General features: G+C 40.5%; 14 protein-coding genes. 13 read left to right on the top strand and 1 reads right to left on the bottom strand.

Annotation, left to right across the window (positions count from 1 at the left end):
* The first annotated feature begins 33 nt into the window (after positions 1–33).
* From ACRYKC_RS18655 to ACRYKC_RS18610, 10 genes are all read left to right on the top strand, one after another.
* Entirely contained in the window at positions 34–1,326 is a 1,293-nt protein-coding gene (locus tag ACRYKC_RS18655; RefSeq protein ID WP_433809202.1) for an NCS2 family permease, read from the top strand.
* Positions 1,327–1,424: 98 nt separating this feature from the next.
* Complete coding sequence (locus ACRYKC_RS18650; protein ID WP_433809200.1) at positions 1,425–2,969, top strand: spore germination protein; 1,545 nt, start codon at positions 1,425–1,427, stop codon at positions 2,967–2,969.
* Positions 2,944–4,047, top strand: a complete 1,104-nt coding sequence (locus ACRYKC_RS18645) for a GerAB/ArcD/ProY family transporter (RefSeq protein WP_433809127.1) — start codon at positions 2,944–2,946, stop codon at positions 4,045–4,047. Before ACRYKC_RS18650 ends, ACRYKC_RS18645 begins: the two co-directional genes overlap by 26 nt.
* Complete coding sequence (locus ACRYKC_RS18640) at positions 4,044–5,162, top strand: Ger(x)C family spore germination protein (RefSeq protein WP_433809125.1); 1,119 nt, start codon at positions 4,044–4,046, stop codon at positions 5,160–5,162. Before ACRYKC_RS18645 ends, ACRYKC_RS18640 begins: the two co-directional genes overlap by 4 nt.
* 321 nt (positions 5,163–5,483) lie before the next feature.
* Entirely contained in the window at positions 5,484–6,080 is a 597-nt protein-coding gene (gene safA / locus ACRYKC_RS18635; RefSeq protein WP_433809198.1) for a SafA/ExsA family spore coat assembly protein, read from the top strand.
* Between the two features lie 135 nt (positions 6,081–6,215).
* Positions 6,216–7,175: an ABC transporter substrate-binding protein gene (locus ACRYKC_RS18630; RefSeq protein ID WP_433809123.1), complete on the top strand. Its 960-nt coding sequence runs from the start codon at positions 6,216–6,218 to the stop codon at positions 7,173–7,175.
* A gap of 99 nt (positions 7,176–7,274) precedes the next feature.
* Positions 7,275–8,285, top strand: coding sequence for a FecCD family ABC transporter permease (locus ACRYKC_RS18625; RefSeq protein WP_433809196.1), 1,011 nt, complete (start codon positions 7,275–7,277; stop codon positions 8,283–8,285).
* Positions 8,282–9,277 carry a FecCD family ABC transporter permease gene (locus ACRYKC_RS18620; RefSeq protein WP_433809121.1) on the top strand — a complete coding sequence of 332 codons (996 nt, stop codon included), beginning with the start codon at positions 8,282–8,284 and terminating at the stop codon, positions 9,275–9,277. Before ACRYKC_RS18625 ends, ACRYKC_RS18620 begins: the two co-directional genes overlap by 4 nt.
* A gap of 281 nt (positions 9,278–9,558) precedes the next feature.
* Entirely contained in the window at positions 9,559–10,746 is a 1,188-nt protein-coding gene (locus ACRYKC_RS18615) for a NupC/NupG family nucleoside CNT transporter (protein ID WP_085030652.1), read from the top strand.
* A 769-nt stretch (positions 10,747–11,515) separates the two neighbouring features.
* A complete protein-coding gene (locus tag ACRYKC_RS18610) occupies positions 11,516–12,943 on the top strand; it encodes an aldehyde dehydrogenase family protein (protein ID WP_433809119.1) in 1,428 nt (475 codons plus the stop codon).
* Positions 12,944–13,015: 72 nt separating this feature from the next.
* Here the strand turns inward: ACRYKC_RS18610 and ACRYKC_RS18605 are convergent, their stop codons facing one another.
* Positions 13,016–14,389, bottom strand: a complete 1,374-nt coding sequence (locus tag ACRYKC_RS18605) for an MATE family efflux transporter (RefSeq protein ID WP_433809117.1) — start codon at positions 14,387–14,389, stop codon at positions 13,016–13,018.
* 111 nt (positions 14,390–14,500) lie between these two features.
* Here ACRYKC_RS18605 and ACRYKC_RS18600 point away from each other — a divergent pair, with 111 nt between their 5' ends.
* The 3 genes from ACRYKC_RS18600 to ACRYKC_RS18590 all read left to right on the top strand — a co-directional run bounded on the left by ACRYKC_RS18600 (position 14,501) and on the right by ACRYKC_RS18590 (position 16,766).
* Entirely contained in the window at positions 14,501–15,577 is a 1,077-nt protein-coding gene (locus tag ACRYKC_RS18600; protein ID WP_433809115.1) for an undecaprenyldiphospho-muramoylpentapeptide beta-N-acetylglucosaminyltransferase, read from the top strand.
* Between the two features lie 407 nt (positions 15,578–15,984).
* Complete coding sequence (locus ACRYKC_RS18595) at positions 15,985–16,407, top strand: ATP-binding protein (protein WP_433809113.1); 423 nt, start codon at positions 15,985–15,987, stop codon at positions 16,405–16,407.
* A 5-nt stretch (positions 16,408–16,412) separates the two neighbouring features.
* Positions 16,413–16,766, top strand: coding sequence for a hypothetical protein (locus ACRYKC_RS18590; protein ID WP_433809111.1), 354 nt, complete (start codon positions 16,413–16,415; stop codon positions 16,764–16,766).
* Positions 16,767–16,982 lie beyond the last annotated feature (216 nt).

Raw genomic sequence — 16,982 nt, 5'->3', positions numbered from 1 at the left:
GTTGCTATTTTAATTGGAAGCAAGGTGTTACGAATGAAAAATCAATTTAAATTAGAAGAAAACAATACAAATGTACGTACAGAATTATTAGCGGGAACCACCACTTTCTTAACAATGGTTTATATCGTTGTCGTAAACCCAGGCATTCTGTCAGCAGCTGGAGTTCCATTTGAACAAGCATTCATGGCTACGATTATTGCTGCTGTCGTAGGCACACTCATCATGGCTTTTGCTGCAAATTATCCGATTGCAATTGCACCAGGTATGGGTATGAACGCATACTTCGTAACAGAGGTTATCCAGCAGGACGTCAGTTATTCAGTTATTTTAGGCACTGTTTTCTTAGCTGGTATTTTATTTGTGATTTTGAGTTTGACAAGTTTAAGAGAGATGCTGATTACAGCCATCCCGGCTTCACTGAAATATGGAATCACTTCAGGAATTGGGCTGTTCATCGCTTTTCTAGGACTTAGGATGTCAGGAATTATCGTAGCAAGTGAAGAGACGTTGGTCACTTTAGGAGACTTGACCGCACCTGGAACGTTGTTGACGATTGTAGGGTTATTCATCACACTTATTCTCATTGCTAGAAATATAACAGGTGGATTATTTATTGGTATGCTGATTACTGGTATCATTGGGTTTTTCACTGGTCAGCTTGAGATCACCAAAGTAATGTCAGCTCCCCCTACCCCAGTGTTTTGGGATATCGATCTTGCAGGAGTTTTTGCAAACAGCCTTTATACTGTTATTTTTGCCTTTTTACTAGTTACAATCTTTGATACGACAGGCACAATGGTAGGTGTTGCTGAACAGGCCGGATTTATTCGGAAAGATGGAAGTCTGCCACGAGCTAGAGCTGCGTTGATGGCAGATGCCTCAGCTACAACGGTAGGAGCTATGTTTGGAACGAGTCCGTCATCTGCTTACATTGAATCATCATCCGGTGTAGCTGCAGGCGGAAGAACAGGTCTGACTACAACAGTCGTGGCTGGCTTGTTTATCGTCTCTATATTCTTTGCGCCCTTAGTAGGAGCGGTGTCAGGTTTGCCGGCGATTACCGCACCCGTTCTTATCATCGTCGGATGTTTTATGATGGAGGGATTGGCGAATGTAAACTGGAAGTCCTTTGACGATGCCTTCCCAGCCTTCATCATTATCCTCACAATGCCTTTGACTTCTAGTATTGCAACTGGAATTGCAATGGGTTTTATTACGTATCCTGTGTTGAAATTGGTGATGGGGAAAGGGAGATCTGTTCACTGGCTGCTTTACCTATTTGCAGTTATTTTTATTTTACAAATGATCTTTTTCCCAGGTCATTAATAAAAAAAAGCCTCATGGAAATCCATGAGGCTTTTTTTATGTATTCCTGCCAATTCCTGTATAGATTGGCAGGTGACGAGGCATCCTAATTGAAGGTGATGCAAATGGGATTTATAAGAAGGTTTTTCTTAGGAGATAGAGATAAAGCAGAAGATAGAAAATTGCAAGATCCTCAGCAGGATCCGCAACAGCCAAGTTCCACAAAATTATCTGACAATGTGGATTATTTATTAAACGCATTAAATAAATCCAGTGATTTAAAAATTAGAGCTTTAAATAAAGGGCACGCTGTTCTTGTGTATATCGAATCTTTAGTTGACCAGGAGAAAGTACAGGAAAACATCTTTGCTCCATTGGAATGGGGAGAGATTGATGATATATCTGAAATTCCTAATGCGAGGCATACAAAGAATTTAGAAGAAGCAATTATGACGTTACTTCGCGGTCACGCTATCTACCTGGAAGATGGAAATTCGAGAATCACGAGATTTAATGTAACTTCTGTGTTTAATAGGAATGTGGAAGAACCTCAAAATGAAAAAGTAGTGCGTGGATCACACGATGGGTTTGTAGAGAATTTAATGATTAATATCAATCTCGTACGTAAAAGGATTGAACATCGTGACCTTGTTGTAAAATACTTCAAGGTTGGTAAGAAAACCAATACGAACATTGCCATTATATATATGGATGGAATAGCTGATCCGGAAATTGTTCAAAAAATGGAAGAAAGAGTAAAGGCGATTTCCGTAGATATGATTCAAAGTCCGGGGTATGTCGAAGAATTCATTGAAGACAACCCTTATTCACCATTTCCGCAAATGTTAAATTCAGAGAGGCCTGACCGAGTGGTAGCCAATATCATGGAAGGTAGAATTGCCTTAATGGCGGAAGGAAGTCCGACTACATTAATCGCACCTTCAACTTTCTTCATGTTTTATCAAGCTGCTGATGATTATAATGCGCGTTGGTATACAGGGACATTTGTTAGATTAATCCGCTTGGCCAGTTTTATCATCGCCGTCGCTTTGCCAGCTTTTTACATTGCCATTATAAGTTATCACTACGAAGTACTGCCAGATCAGCTACTCATTCCTGTTAAAAGTTCTATTAATGAGATAGCCTATCCTCCTTTGCTGGAAGCGTTGATAATGGTTATTATAATTGAACTGATCAGGGAGTCAGGGATTCGGCTTCCCTCACCTGTTGGACAGACGATTGGGATCGTTGGGGGTCTCGTTATTGGAGATGCGGTAGTTAGAGCAGGTCTTGTTTCAAACCTGATGGTTATTGTAGTTGCCTTAACCGCTATCGCTTCTTTTGTCGTTCCATCAAATGAATTGAGTACGACGCTAAGGCTTATGACTTTTCCTTTAATCTTCCTTGCCGGTACATTCGGTTTTATAGGGATTGTGTTTGGTTTTTTATTTTTAACTATTCATTTAACGCGGCTCGAATCATTTGGAGTACCTTATTTCTCTCCAGTAGCCCCATTAAATATCAGAGATTTAAAGGACACCTTTATACGCCTCCCATTGTTTATGATGAAAAAAAGGCCGAAAGATGCACATCCTATGCAGGTTGAAGCAATGCAGGAGTCGAGGGAGTGGGTGAAGAATGAGCAAAACAAAAATGAAAACTAAATTATCCCGGCGCCAGTATTTCTTTATTATTATTCAAACTGAAATTGGTGTCGGAATTTTGTCTTTGCCCTATGATCTTCATTCTACTGCTAAGCAAGATGGCTGGATTTCGCTGCTTATTGGAGGTTTTCTCCTGCAGATAATACTGTTGATCATTTGGCTGATCGCAAAGCGATATCCAGAAAAAGATTTTTTTGAGATCAATGAGGCTGTCTTTTCCAAGTGGGTGGGAAAGGGCGTTTCTGTCTTATATATCGCTTATTTTATAATCGTAGCAATGGTGATATTACTTTTGTTCGTTCGGCTGATTAGTCTTTGGGTACTGCCTCAAACGCCTTTTTGGATATTAGCATTTTTTATGCTCCTGGTTTGTTTATATCTGGCTTCAGGCGGTGTAAACGTAATGGGGAGGTATTACACGTTTGTCTCTGGTCTTTTAGTTTTTCTTATCGTATTTGTCCTATACGCTATAAAGGAGTCAAAACTTTTATATCTCTTTCCTATCTTACAATCGGGATGGGTGCCTGTTATAAAAGGAGCGAATGAGGCTGTTTTGTCATTCTTTGGTTTTATCATCAGCTTGGTGATTTATTCCAAAGTAGAAGGAAAGCCAAAACAAAAGTTAAGGACCATTTTCTATGCTCATTGGTTTGTAGTACTGTTTTATTTATTTACTGTGCTTGTCAGCTTTACATTTTTTAGTACTAAAGAAATTAGTTTTGTTCAACAGCCATTGCTATTCATGTTAAAATCCTTTGAGTTTCCTATCGTAACAAGACTCGACCTGTTTTTCCTATCGATATGGATGGTTAGTGTAGCAACGACGATAACTACTTATATTTATATGATAGGCTTAGGTATCCAAGATGTTTTCAATTCGAAGAGAGCTACCATACCTAATTTGATTGCAGCTACCCTTTTGTTTATTCCATCTTCGTTTATTGGTTACAATATGAACTTGGTTGATCAAATTAATAACTTGGTTGTTTGGTTTGGTTATATATTTTCGATAGCTTTTCTTGTAATTATTTATGTAGTAAGCCTGCTTAGAGGTAATAAGCGAGGGGGAGTATCTTGAAAAGGAAATGGTTCTATATTATTTTATGCCTCGTGCTTCTTACGGGCTGTTGGGATCAGAGACAATTTAAAGATATAAAACTTGTACTAGCTATAGGATTTGACCAAAATGAAAATGGAGAAATACAGGAAACGGTCACCATTCCAACCATTCAGCGAAGTGGGGATGGTCCGACAAGTGAACTAATTAAGGTCGTTACAACCTCTGCAGATACCCCAAGGGAAGCAAGGGATTATACCGATCAGATGGTTGCAGAATCTTTCGACCCTTCGAAATCGAAAATTATTTTGTTAGGGGAAGCATTAGCTAAGGATAGTATCCAACCAGTATTCGATCAATTTTATCGAAATCCGAATAATAATCTAAACGCTTATATAGCGATTATAGACGGTAAAGCCGAAGATGCGATTAGGCTGACACCTAATAATGAGACGAGCTTCAGTAATTATGCCAGTGGCCTGCTTGAAGGACTGGTTAAATCTACTCACTCTACAGGGGAGAACATAGAAACATTGCATGGTGAATTACTTGAACCAGGGGTTGACTTCGCAGTCCCGTTGTTAAAAGTAGAGGAAGAGAAGGAGCTTTTGAACTTTATTGGACTTGCGCTATTCCATAATGATGCCTATTCAGGTGTCTATATCCCTGCTCACCACACCTCTTTACTAATGTTATTAGAAGGTAGGAGAGGCAAGATTACAAGTATAACTGAAAAGGTTGCTGATGAAGAAGAAAATCATGTGAGAAAATATATCACTGTGAGGGTTATGAAGAATGTTCATGATATAAAAGTGAAGGTGAATGGGGATCAGGTTACGGCTAATATTAACGTAAACCTGAAAGTGAGAGTTGTAGAATATCCAAGAAACCACTTGACGGATAAAAAGACAATTAAAAAATTGAATAAGAAGCTTTCGGAATTATTGACAGAGCATTCCAAGGAAGTTATAGCTAAAGTTCAAGAAGCAAATAGTGATGTGTTTTATATTGGACGCAAAGTTCACGCTTACCATCCGGAATATTGGAATAAAGTCAATTGGGAGGAGGAATTCCCAAATATAAACATCGTACCGGACGTCAAGGTTAAGATTATCCAGTACGGAGTCATTAGTTAAAAAAGTTTGGATATTTTGAAACCTGTGGCGGTAGTTTTTCGTCTGTATAGTACAGAAACTTTAAAGGTACTTTTGTAAAAGGATTGAATTTGAAACCAATTTACCCATTTAGTAATGAACAGAGCGCTACTCGCAAAAGCAGTTCGCTCGTTTCATTTATAAATTTGTATACCTCCCCTTAGGTATAGCACCTGTCGACTAACCATCGGCAGGTGCATTTTAGTTTCTATAGTACATAGAATCTTTATATTAAGCCAAACTACATCTGACTACACTATAAAGGAGCGAATGAATGTGAAGTTTTGGAAGTGGTTAGGAGTCATGATGATGGCAGCGGTATTGTTTGTGCAGATACCACAAACGACACACGCGGCAACAGATACTTATATTGTAAAAAGCGGAGACACATTGTGGAAGATATCCAAGCGTTATCAAATTGGATTATCTGAAATTATCAACGCTAACCCGCAATTCTATAATCCAGACTTGATTTATCCGGGCGATCGGGTAACCATCCCATTGAAGGGAAATATCAAGTCTGTCGAACAACAGGTCATCGATTTGACCAATCAGGAACGTGCAAAAAATGGTTTGCCAGCGCTTAAAGAAAACTGGCAGTTATCCCGTGTTGCACGATACAAATCAAGAGACATGAGAGACAGAGGATACTTTTCTCATACATCTCCAACTTATGGATCACCTTTTACCATGATGAGAGATTTTAATGTGAATTACCGCCGAGCTGCCGAGAATATTGCAGCAGGACAGCGTACGCCACAAGAGGTAGTCAATGGATGGATGAATAGTGCAGGTCACAGGAAGAATATATTGGATCCAAACTTAAGACAAATTGGTGTAGGCTATGCCAAGGGTGGCAGTTATGGTCACTATTGGACGCAAATGTTCATTAGTCAATAAGGGATTAGCAGGTCGATGATTATTCATCGACCTTTTTCTTATGGGAACCCTTTACAGAATGAGACTTTCTGATTATGATAGAAAGCAGAGTTTATTTTGAGAATGATTATCAATATTAGGTGGAGGGAAAGTACAATGAAACATAGAAAACTTATGGCTTTTATACTTATGGTTGCCTTTGCTTTTATTCTCATGGCATGCGGAAGCGGTGAGAACGAAGAACAATCGTCTGAGGATCAAACAAAAGAAGAAACTAAAAAGGAAGATACTCGTGTCATTGAACACGAAATGGGAGAAACAGAAGTCTCCGGTACACCTGAAAAAGTGGTTGCGCTTGAATTCTCTTTTGTAGATAACCTTGCATCCCTAGGTGTTTCTCCTGTTGGAATTGCCGATGACAACGACAAGGAACGTATCATTGAACCTATACGAGAAAAAATTGGTGATTATACTTCTGTAGGGACACGTAAGCAGCCCTCGCTGGAAGTGATTAGTTCCTTACAACCTGACTTGATTATCGCAGATATGAAGCGTCATAAAGATATCTACGATCAGCTTTCAGAAATTGCACCGACGATCATCCTTCCTTCTCTTGCAGCAGATTATGAAGGAATCATCGACAGTTTCGAAACGGTAGCCAAAACGATGGGGATGGAAGAAGAAGGTCAGGAAGTCCTGAAGGAACACAAAGCTAAAATGGAAGAGCTTCGTGCACAAGTCCCTGAAGATGAAGATCGTACTGTTTTGCCGGCAGTAGTCGCTGACAGTGGGTACTTTGCACACAACATGGAATCTTACACAGGCTCTCTCTTGGAGTCGATCGGTTTGAAAAATGCAATTCAGAGCGGTGATGCTCGTTACAATAAGATCAATTTGGAACAAGTTGTAGAATTCAATCCTGATGTGATGTTCCATATGTCGACGGGTGATCAAACTGTTGTAGATGAATGGAAGAACAATGACCTTTATCAGGATATATCAGCTGTAAAAAACGATGCGGTTTATGAGGTGGATCGCAATATGTGGTCACGTTTCCGCGGCTTGATTTCCTCAGAGAAGATTTTAGAAGATGCCATCGGATATCTTTATGAATAAAAAGAAAAAGCGGAGGGCCTGCCTCCGCTTTTTTATGTAAATTTATGATAAAGTTGAATCAAGTGTAGGTAGAAATAGGAGACATTAATTATGGAAACAATGTTGAAACAAAAACAACCTCAAACTATACGGATCGGCTTTACGTTAATGATTGGACTTATATTATTATTGCTGAGTTTGATTGCCAGTTTGAGTATAGGGGCTTACCAGATTGATTTTAAAACGGTATTAGGTCTCCTTTTTAATGACAACGGTAGTAAAGCAGCTTCCATTATTCATACCATTCGTCTGCCAAGGGCTGTCATTGGCATGATAATTGGGGCTTGTTTAGCTATTGCCGGTGCCATCATGCAATCCATTACAAATAACCCACTTGCTTCTCCACAAATCTTTGGAGTTAATGCCGGAGCATCCTTGATGGTCGTGCTTGGTGTGGTACTTCTTCCCGATTTAGCTCCGAACACATTAGTCTATTTCGCGTTTGCAGGAGCTGCAGTAGGCGGAGCAACGGTCTATTATTTAGCTTCAACGGGGGGAGGGATGACCCCTGTTAAACTTGCCCTTGCAGGGATTACCATCCACATGTTTTTGTCCTCTATCATTGAAGGGGTTGTCCTTTTCAATGAAACCTCGACAGAAGATGTCTTGTTTTGGCTGGCGGGAGGAATAGACGGACGGAATTGGGGAGATGTGAAGTTGGTTCTACCTTGGGCGATAGTAGGAGTAGTAGCTGCCTTAGCGCTGTCTAAATCCCTTACCCTTCTCAGTCTAGGAGATGACGTTGCCCGTGGACTAGGACAGAAAATCGGTCTTATCCGAGTGGGTTCTTCTTTATTAGTCGTTATTTTAGCTGGTGCTTCTGTAGCTGTTGCTGGTCCAATAGGATTTATTGGTTTAATGATCCCGAACATCGTCAGAAAAATAATAGGCTCTGATTACTTGTACGTCCTCCCGGTCTCAGCTGTGTTTGGAGCGCTTTTATTAACGGTGTCTGACGTGATATCACGATTTATTGCATTTCCTTCAGAGTCGCCTGTAGGGATTGTCACAGCATTGATAGGAGCCCCATTCTTCCTTTATTTAGCCCGTAAAGGAGGTCGTAAGGCATGAAAAAAGAAAACAGAATTCCTTTGTTATGGATTATGGGTTTGGCTATCGTGGTATTTGTCGGTGCCTTTATTTCAATAGGTGTCGGAGCAGTGTACATTTCACCTTCCGCGATTCTTACCTATTTCCTGGGTTCAAATCCAGAGGGACAAGCCTTTATTATAGAGAATTTCCGAATGCCAAGGATCGTGATGGCGCTTCTAGTCGGAGCAGGGTTAGGAGTATCAGGAGCGATTCTTCAAGGGATCATCAGAAATCCGCTCGCATCACCTGACGTGATAGGGATAACAAAAGGAGCGGGCTTAGCGGCCGCTGCTACTATTATTTTATGGGCTGACTCGCCAGTTATTGCGTTACCTCTTGCTGCTTTTATCGGAGCTGGCGCGGTGACAGTAGCTCTCTATATTTTCGCTTACAGACAAGGGGTAAAACCAGCAACTCTCGCACTTATAGGAATTGCATTAGGTGCGATTTGTCAGGCGGGAATACAGCTGTTGACAGTGAAATTCCCAGTAGAAACGAACGCAGCGCTCGTATGGCTGACAGGCAGCTTATGGGGTAAAGATTGGACAGATGTTCTTCTCCTTCTTCCTTGGATCATCCTTCTGTTCCCTTTGGCGCTATTACTCTCACCAAAGCTAGACGTATTGAATTTGGGGGATGATGTTGCTGAAGGACTAGGAGAGCCAGTAAGGAGAGCAAGAGTCTTATTACTTGGGGTAGCGGTCATTTTAGCTGCTGCCTCTGTTGCAGTAGTAGGCACGTTAGGGTTTGTAGGCTTGGTTGCTCCTCACATCGCAAGACAACTAGTAGGGAACAGACATTACTTTTTAATTCCTGCTTCAGCTCTGACAGGCATGGCCTTGTTATTATTGGCCGATGGTCTTGGACGGGGACTGCTTCCGCCAACTGAAGTCCCTGCAGGAATTTTCACTGCTGTAATCGGAGCTCCATACTTTTTGTATTTATTAAGAAAAATGAGTGTTACAAAGTAGACCTATTACTTGTTTAGGTCTACTTTTTTTATGAAATTAAATGAATATACACATGTAAAAAAGATTTTTAATCGACAAAAACGGATAAAAACCTTGCTATATTGGGTAAATTAGCCACAGAGAGCATCTTTTAAATGACTGTATGAAAATTTTGCCTATGTAAAAAAGCCTTGCATGACGTCTGACAACCTGTTAATATTCATAGTGGAATTACTTGATGTAAGCATTTTCATCAATTGTGCATTTATCAGTTTTTTAATACATTAGGGGAGGATTTATCCGTGGATATTCTTTTAGGAATTCTTGCAGTTGCTGTCATTCTTGGACTTTCATTCCTCATGTCAAATGACCGCAAAAATATTAACTTTAAAGGCATTGGAATCATGCTGGTTGTTCAGTTGCTCATTACTTGGTTTATGTTCAATACGGATATTGGACAAACAATCATAAATGGAATCTCCTGGGGATTCAATAAGTTGATTGAATACGGAACAGAAGGGGTTAACTTTGTGCTTGGCGGTGTCCAAGTCGGAGAAAACGGTGTTTTCTTCTTTAACGTACTATTAATCATTATCTTCTTCGCAACAATATTATCCGTCTTGACTTATTTGAAGATTTTGCCGTTTATCATTAAATATCTCGGCTGGGGACTATCTAAGATTACTGGTCTTCCAAAAGTTGAGTCCTTTAACGCCGTTAACAGTATCTTCTTCGGTCAATCTGAAGCATTGCTAGCCATTAAATCACAGTTTCACAATTTGAACGATAACCGTCTTTATATCGTCAGTGCTTCTGCGATGGGATCTGTCTCTGCATCGATCGTTGGTGCTTATCTAGGTATGCTCCCAGCCAAATATATTCTAGTTGCTCTTCCATTGAATATGTTCAGTGCGTTGATTGTAGCTTCTATTATTGCTCCAGTAAAAGTTTCAAAAGAAGAAGACCACGTTGACATTCAAGACGTATCCAATGCTAAAAGCTTTTTCGAAGCAATGGGTAACGGTGCACTTGATGGCGGTAAAATTGCATTGATCGTTGCATCTATGCTAATTGCCTTTATTGCATCTCTTGAATTAGTGAATGCTATATTTGGTGCCGTCTTCAATGGCTTTACATTGCAAGAGCTGCTCGGTTACATTATTGCTCCAATAGGATTGCTTATGGGTATTCCAGCCGCAGAAGTGATTGATGCTGGTGCAATCATGGGTACGAAGGTTGTAACTAACGAATTCGTAGCGATGCTTGAATTCCAGAACATGCTTGATGGCGTATCTGAGAAAACGGTTGGTATCGTAACGGTATTCCTTACAAGCTTTGCGAACTTCTCTTCCATCGGGATTATCGCAGGTACCGTACAAGGAATTGATTCAGAGAAAGGCGGACGCGTATCCGGTTTCGGTATGAAGCTTCTTATCGGTGCAACACTTGGTTCTATGCTATCTGCAACAATCGCAGGTCTATTCCTATAATAGAATTCACAGAAAAGAGATGAGGCCATCCTCGTCTCTTTTTTTGGCTTGATTTATATTAATTAGTGGTTTTGCAATCGCACATTTTTTCTATTATAGCCTCTTGAATGTAGACTTAACTTCAAATTTTTTAGGTCCTTAACCTTATAAGAAATAGGGTTGGCTGGAAAACGACTCGCTTTCCTGCGGGTGAACTGGCAAGCCTCCTCGTTCGCTACGCTCTCTGTGTGGTCTCGCCTAGCTCCTTCTCCTAGGGGAGTGTCGCCATTTTCCAGCCAACCCATCTGTATTATGTATAACGGACCTACTGAAACCTTCCAGCGTGTAAGAGAATTATTAACTTCATGCTATTAAACAGCAACATATAAGAATTTATTTACATGTAACGAGTCATTATAATCTAGGGTTCGTGAAACCTAGATGTTTCCGTCCTTCTCATAAACGAAGGAGGTCCGAGCAATCGCGAGACTCCTGTGGGATGCACATGATAGGTGAGACCCCGGAAGACGTAGTCTGAGGAGGCTCAGCACATGCCCACGGAAAGCGAGTGATTGCTCGGACCTCCAAGTTTTATCTATGGCAACGGAAACTTTCAAATCAATTTATCTCCAATTGAATCTTTTCACTATCCTGCTATGTAGTTGAAGCATGTTACAGGACGATAGGGCACCGATTGATTAGAAGGAGTTTTCTGATTGTTGCTCGAAGTTTATCTAAGTGTGATAAGGGCAATACAAACAATAGGTTCCATGGGAAGGAGATTTGTAAGATGGTGAAATCTTATCAACTTTTTATTAATGGAGAATGGGTAAACACGGAAGATCAACTAGATGTACTTAACAAATATACGCAAGAAACTTATGCACGTGTTGCAAAAGCCTCTGAAAAAGAAGTCGATCAAGCTGTCGAAGCAGCACAGCAAGCATTTAAGACCAACCCGATGACCCCTTATCAAAGATTTGAGATTTTGAAAAAAGTCAGTGAGCTTCTTTTAGAAAATAAGGAAGAACTTGCAAAAAATATCACGATGGAAGCAGGTAAACCACTTAAGCAGGCTACCACTGAAATAGAACGCGCTTCTCAGACATTTGAGCTTGCGGCTGAAGAAGCCAAGCGCATCCACGGAGAAGGTGTACCGGTTGAGGCCGCACCTGGCTCTGAGAACCGGATGGCCTTTACGATCAAAGTTCCTGTAGGAGTCGTTGGTGCGATTAGTCCATTCAACTTTCCGGTTAATCTCGTCGCTCACAAAATCGCGCCGGCTATTGCAGCAGGAAATGCTGTTGTTCTTAAACCGGCGAGTAAGACCCCTATATCTGCACTGAAGCTGGCAGAATTATTTGAGAAAGCGGGACTGCCGAAAGGGTATTTAAATGTCGTTGTCGGTTCTGGATCTACGGTTGGTAACCAGATGATGAAGGACTCTAGAATAAACATGTACACTTTCACAGGCAGTGCAGAGGTCGGTCTAAAGCTGAAACAGGAGACAGGGCTGAACAAACTTATTCTCGAACTCGGAAACAACTCTCCAGTCATCATCGACAAAGAGGCTGATATTGATGCTGCCGCACAAAATGCTGCTGCGAAAAGTTATGCCTTTGCTGGACAAGTTTGTATCTCTGTGCAGCGACTTTATGTTCATGAGGACATAAGAGAAGAGTTTCAGCAGAAATTCATTAAAGCAATTAAAGAATTAAATGTCGGTGATCCGAACGATCCAGAGACAGATGTTGGCCCAATGATTAGTGAAGATGAGGCGAAGCGAGCAGAGGAATGGATTGAGGAAGCGAAAAAAGCTGGAGCGAGCGTCGTCTATGGTGGCGAACGCGAAGGGGCTTTATTAAGACCTACAATTTTGGCGGATGTAAATGAGGACATGAAAGTCGTATGCGAGGAGATTTTTGCTCCCGTCGTCAATTTGCTTCCATTTAAAGATATTAAAGAATGTATTGATGAAGTCAATCGTTCTCAATATGGACTGCAAGGTGGGATATTTACTCAAAATATTGATACTGCGTTTTATGCGGTACGAAATGTTGAAGTTGGCGGCTTGATGATCAACGACTCCTCTCAATACCGTGTCGACCTCATGCCATATGGAGGTGTGAAAGGAAGCGGATGGGGCAAAGAAGGCCCTAAATATACGATTGAAGATATGACGGAAGAACGGCTGATTGTTATGAATCTTAATCAATGATAAGAAGGAAAGCACCCTATGAGAAGGGTGCTTTCTAATTGTTTAAATCAGTATCTCCTCAGGATCTACCTCTTAGGATAGAGACAGGTTTTTGTCCTCTGAAGCGATGTTTTTCTTCTGTAAATAAAGCATTCGAATTAATAAGGTGATGGCACCTGCGGTCAGACCGATGATCAGGCTCATCCAATAGCCATATGGACCTAGAGCGGTGTAATTGGCAAGTAGATATCCACTTGGCAGTCCGATAACCCAATAGGATACAAACGCCATGACTAAAGTGATATTGACATCTTTATACCCACGTAATACTCCTTGAATCGGTGCTCCAAAGGCATCAGAAAGCTGAAAGAAAATAGCAAAGAATATGAAGTTCTTTGTAAGTTCGATCACTTTAGGATTTGAACTGTAAAGCCGTGCCACGGAATCGTCAAAGATATACAAGATCAATCCAGCGATGATCGACATGAGGACAGCAGTGCTGATACCTAAATAAGAATAAGACCTTGCATCGATAAAGCGTCGTCCTCCTACTTCAAACCCGACAGCTATCGTTAGCGTGAAAGCAATGCTTAAAGGCACCATGTAGAGAAATGAAGCAAAGTTAATAGCTGCCTGATGGGCTGCAATGGTATAGGTATCGTAGGCTGTCATGAAAAAAGTCACAGCAGCAAAGATACTAGTTTCAAAGAAAATCGCAAACCCAATCGGAACTCCAATTTTTAACTGTTCCCACCATTCCTTTAAGGATGGTGAAATCCAATTGGAAAATATTTTGTAGTGTTTTAATGGGTGAAGCTTATGTATCGTGATAATGATGATAAAGAATGATACCCAGTAGGTCAGGGCTGAAGCTACGCCAGCACCAATTCCTCCTAACTCAGGAGCACCCCATTTTCCGAAAATGAACATGTAATTAAATAATATATTTGTCGGTAATGTCAGCAAAATGATTGTCATCGATATTCTAGTCAAACCAAGTGCGTCAATAAAGGAGCGTAAAATATTGAATACAAATAAGGGAACAATGCCAATTCCTAACGTAATCAAGTAATACTTCGCTACATGGCTTACTTCAGGTTCTATGTCCAACAAGGATAGTATTGGGTCTAAAAGAAAATAGCCTGTGGTTCCGATTGATACGGCCAATATGATAGCAAGGTAGACTCCTTGCTTAACGGACCATGGAATGTCATCTTCTCTTCTCGCTCCTTTCAGTTGAGCAACGATTGGAGAAATAGCCATAAGGATACCATTGAGACCTGTAAATACAGGCACCCAAACACTGGAGCCGATTGCAACACCAGCCAGCTGGTCAGGCCCTGCTTTTCCTGCCATGACTGTATCAAAGAAGTTCATTGCATACATACCAATTTGAGTGATTAAAATAGGAAGCAGAATAAAGGAAAATAGTTTTATTTTTTCACGAAGTGTTTGTGTTTCGTACATAGAATCCTTCCTTTTCTGTTACAATTCCTTTAGAGGAATACGAGGATTATAGCATATCATAGAACCTTTACCTAAAAGGAAACAGAAGCACCATAGAAAGGACGTTAAATCATGAGTCAAAAGCGAATCTTATTTACAGGCGGAGGGACGGCTGGTCACGTCATCGTTAACCTTGCCTTAATACCCGAATTTCAAAAACAAGGATATACCGTTGATTATATCGGCTCTTACGAAGGAATAGAACGCCAGTTGATTGAATCGATGGAAGGAGTTACTTATCACGGGATCTCTACTGGGAAATTAAGAAGGTACATGTCTAAAGAAAACCTGAAGGATCCATTTAAGGTTATGAAAGGCTTGCTGCAAGCTTTAAGGATCATAGGAAAGCGAAAGCCTCAGGTGATCTTTTCAAAAGGAGGCTTCGTGTCTGTACCTGTTGTCGCAGCAGCGAAACTAAGGAGCGTACCAACAATTATTCACGAATCTGATTATACCCCTGGACTTGCGAACAAACTATCTTTCCCTTTTGCTAAGAAGATTCTCGCAACTTTTCCGGAAACGATGAATCACTTGCCCGAAGATAAAGGAGAATATATTGGGGCCGTTGTACGTGATGAGCTCTTTGAAGGGAAACGGGCAAAAGGCTTATCCTACTGTGGATTTCATAAGCAAAAACCGGTCATTCTTGTCATGGGAGGAAGTACAGGGTCTAAAGCGCTTAACGATGCTGTGCGTCATAACTTAGATGAGTTGCTAAAAGACGTGCAAGTTGTGCATTTGTGCGGCAAGGGGCACAAAGATCCTTCTATCAAACGTCAGGGCTATGCCCAATTTGAGTATGTTAATGAAGAACTTAAGGACTTGTTTGCAGCTACCGACTATATCGTTTCACGCGCAGGCTCCAATGCCATTTTTGAATTCTTAGCTTTAAAAAAGCCGATGCTTCTAATTCCACTTTCTAGAAAAGTGAGCCGTGGCGATCAGATTTTAAACGCAGACTCTTTCGTCAAACAGGGATATGCCCATAAGCTTGAAGAGGAAGAGCTGACGGATGGACGCTTTTTAAAAGAGATCCATGAGTTGATGGCGAATAAAGAAAAACTTTTATCTCAGATGGAGAGCTATCAAAGTCAGAAAACAAAGGATAAAGTCATATCTATTATTCAGAAGTATGAGAAAAGTAAATAATTTAACTCAAACGCTATGTTCCCAACATAGCGTTTTTTTCACTTAATAGCAGGATATTGGAAGACTCGACGAGATAACCCTGGTTCTTACTCGTATAAGTGTTAGGGATGGTTGGGAAGCTTGCTGTCACCTCCGCAAAAAAACGAGCGACTTCCTCGACTGCCTATTTTTGAACTAGTTAACAGAAACAGTACTCAGCCAAATCAACGGATATCTCTAATTTCAAGTAATCAGGAATAGGAGGCTAAAATTAAAGATACTGCTTAAAAAAACTGATTCATTGTAAAATATCTCCTTATTTCCTTTTATAAACGGTCATAAAGGGGAATAAGAGGGGTGAAGCACTTGTGTGGAGTGCTTAGATTAAGAAGAACACCTAATCGACTTTGAAGAGGAGAGGTTGAATGATGAAAACATCTTATGAGGCCAGCATCTTTCACCCTAAAGATTTAAAAGAAATTCGAAAACGATTCTATCCACACTTAGTTCAACGATTTGGAAAAGATCAATTGTTGGTGGATGCCTCCATTTCTGAAGCGATCGTAAATTCCTGGAAGCATGGACATGGAAGCAGTACTGATACCCCAATCAAAGTGAAGGTTACGTTCTTAGATTCCATGATGATCGTAAGAGTTCAGGACTGCGGTGAAGGGTTTAATTGGAAGGAATATCAGGTTCAAAGTGATATGAAACATTGGTTTCCGAGTGTTGAGGATCTTGAAGATCGTGGCAGAGGTATAGTCTTAATGCTTCGAGTTATGGACAAATTACGTTATAATAATAAGGGCAATGAGTGTGTACTGATGAAAAAATACCGTCGTCAGGAGTAGGTGGAGTGAATACAAATATTTGTCGTTATTGTTACAAAGAAATTCAGGATAGGGATGAGTTGGTAACGGCTTCTAACTGGTTTCGTGTCCGCCCTTATCATTATCGGTGTTTTGAGAAACTTTCTCAGGAAACGGAAACGGTCGGTGGCAACTGGACACCAGTAAACGGAATGACAGGCTTAGTGACTGTGATTTTAATGCTTATTTTAACTACAGTTATGCTTATCTCAAATATTCTCGGAATGATCGGTGATTTACTTGGAGTTCTCGCTTTATATCCTATTTTTTTAAGAATGATTTCTTATTTTGTTTTTGAAATGCGCTTGCCAAAGTATATTGAGAATAAACGAAGACATTGATGGAGTTGTGCTGCTGAATTTTCAGCAGCATTTTTTTCTTCTATAGGAATGAGTGAAGGGTATGGAAAAATACTTTATTTACAAAGGAAATCTTAGATCGCCGAGGATTTCTTTTGCTTTTACATATTTTGTGTGGTATCTTATTGTTCGTTGCTTCGAAAAAAAACATGAAGGGCCAGCGCTCACACGTCATTCCAATCAGATTGGAAGGGAGAA

This window comes from Halobacillus sp. A1-3 (assembly GCF_050971765.1).
Taxonomy (GTDB): domain Bacteria; phylum Bacillota; class Bacilli; order Bacillales; family Halobacillaceae; genus Halobacillus; species Halobacillus mangrovi_B.
This window is presented reverse-complemented; position numbering and strand designations above follow the sequence as displayed.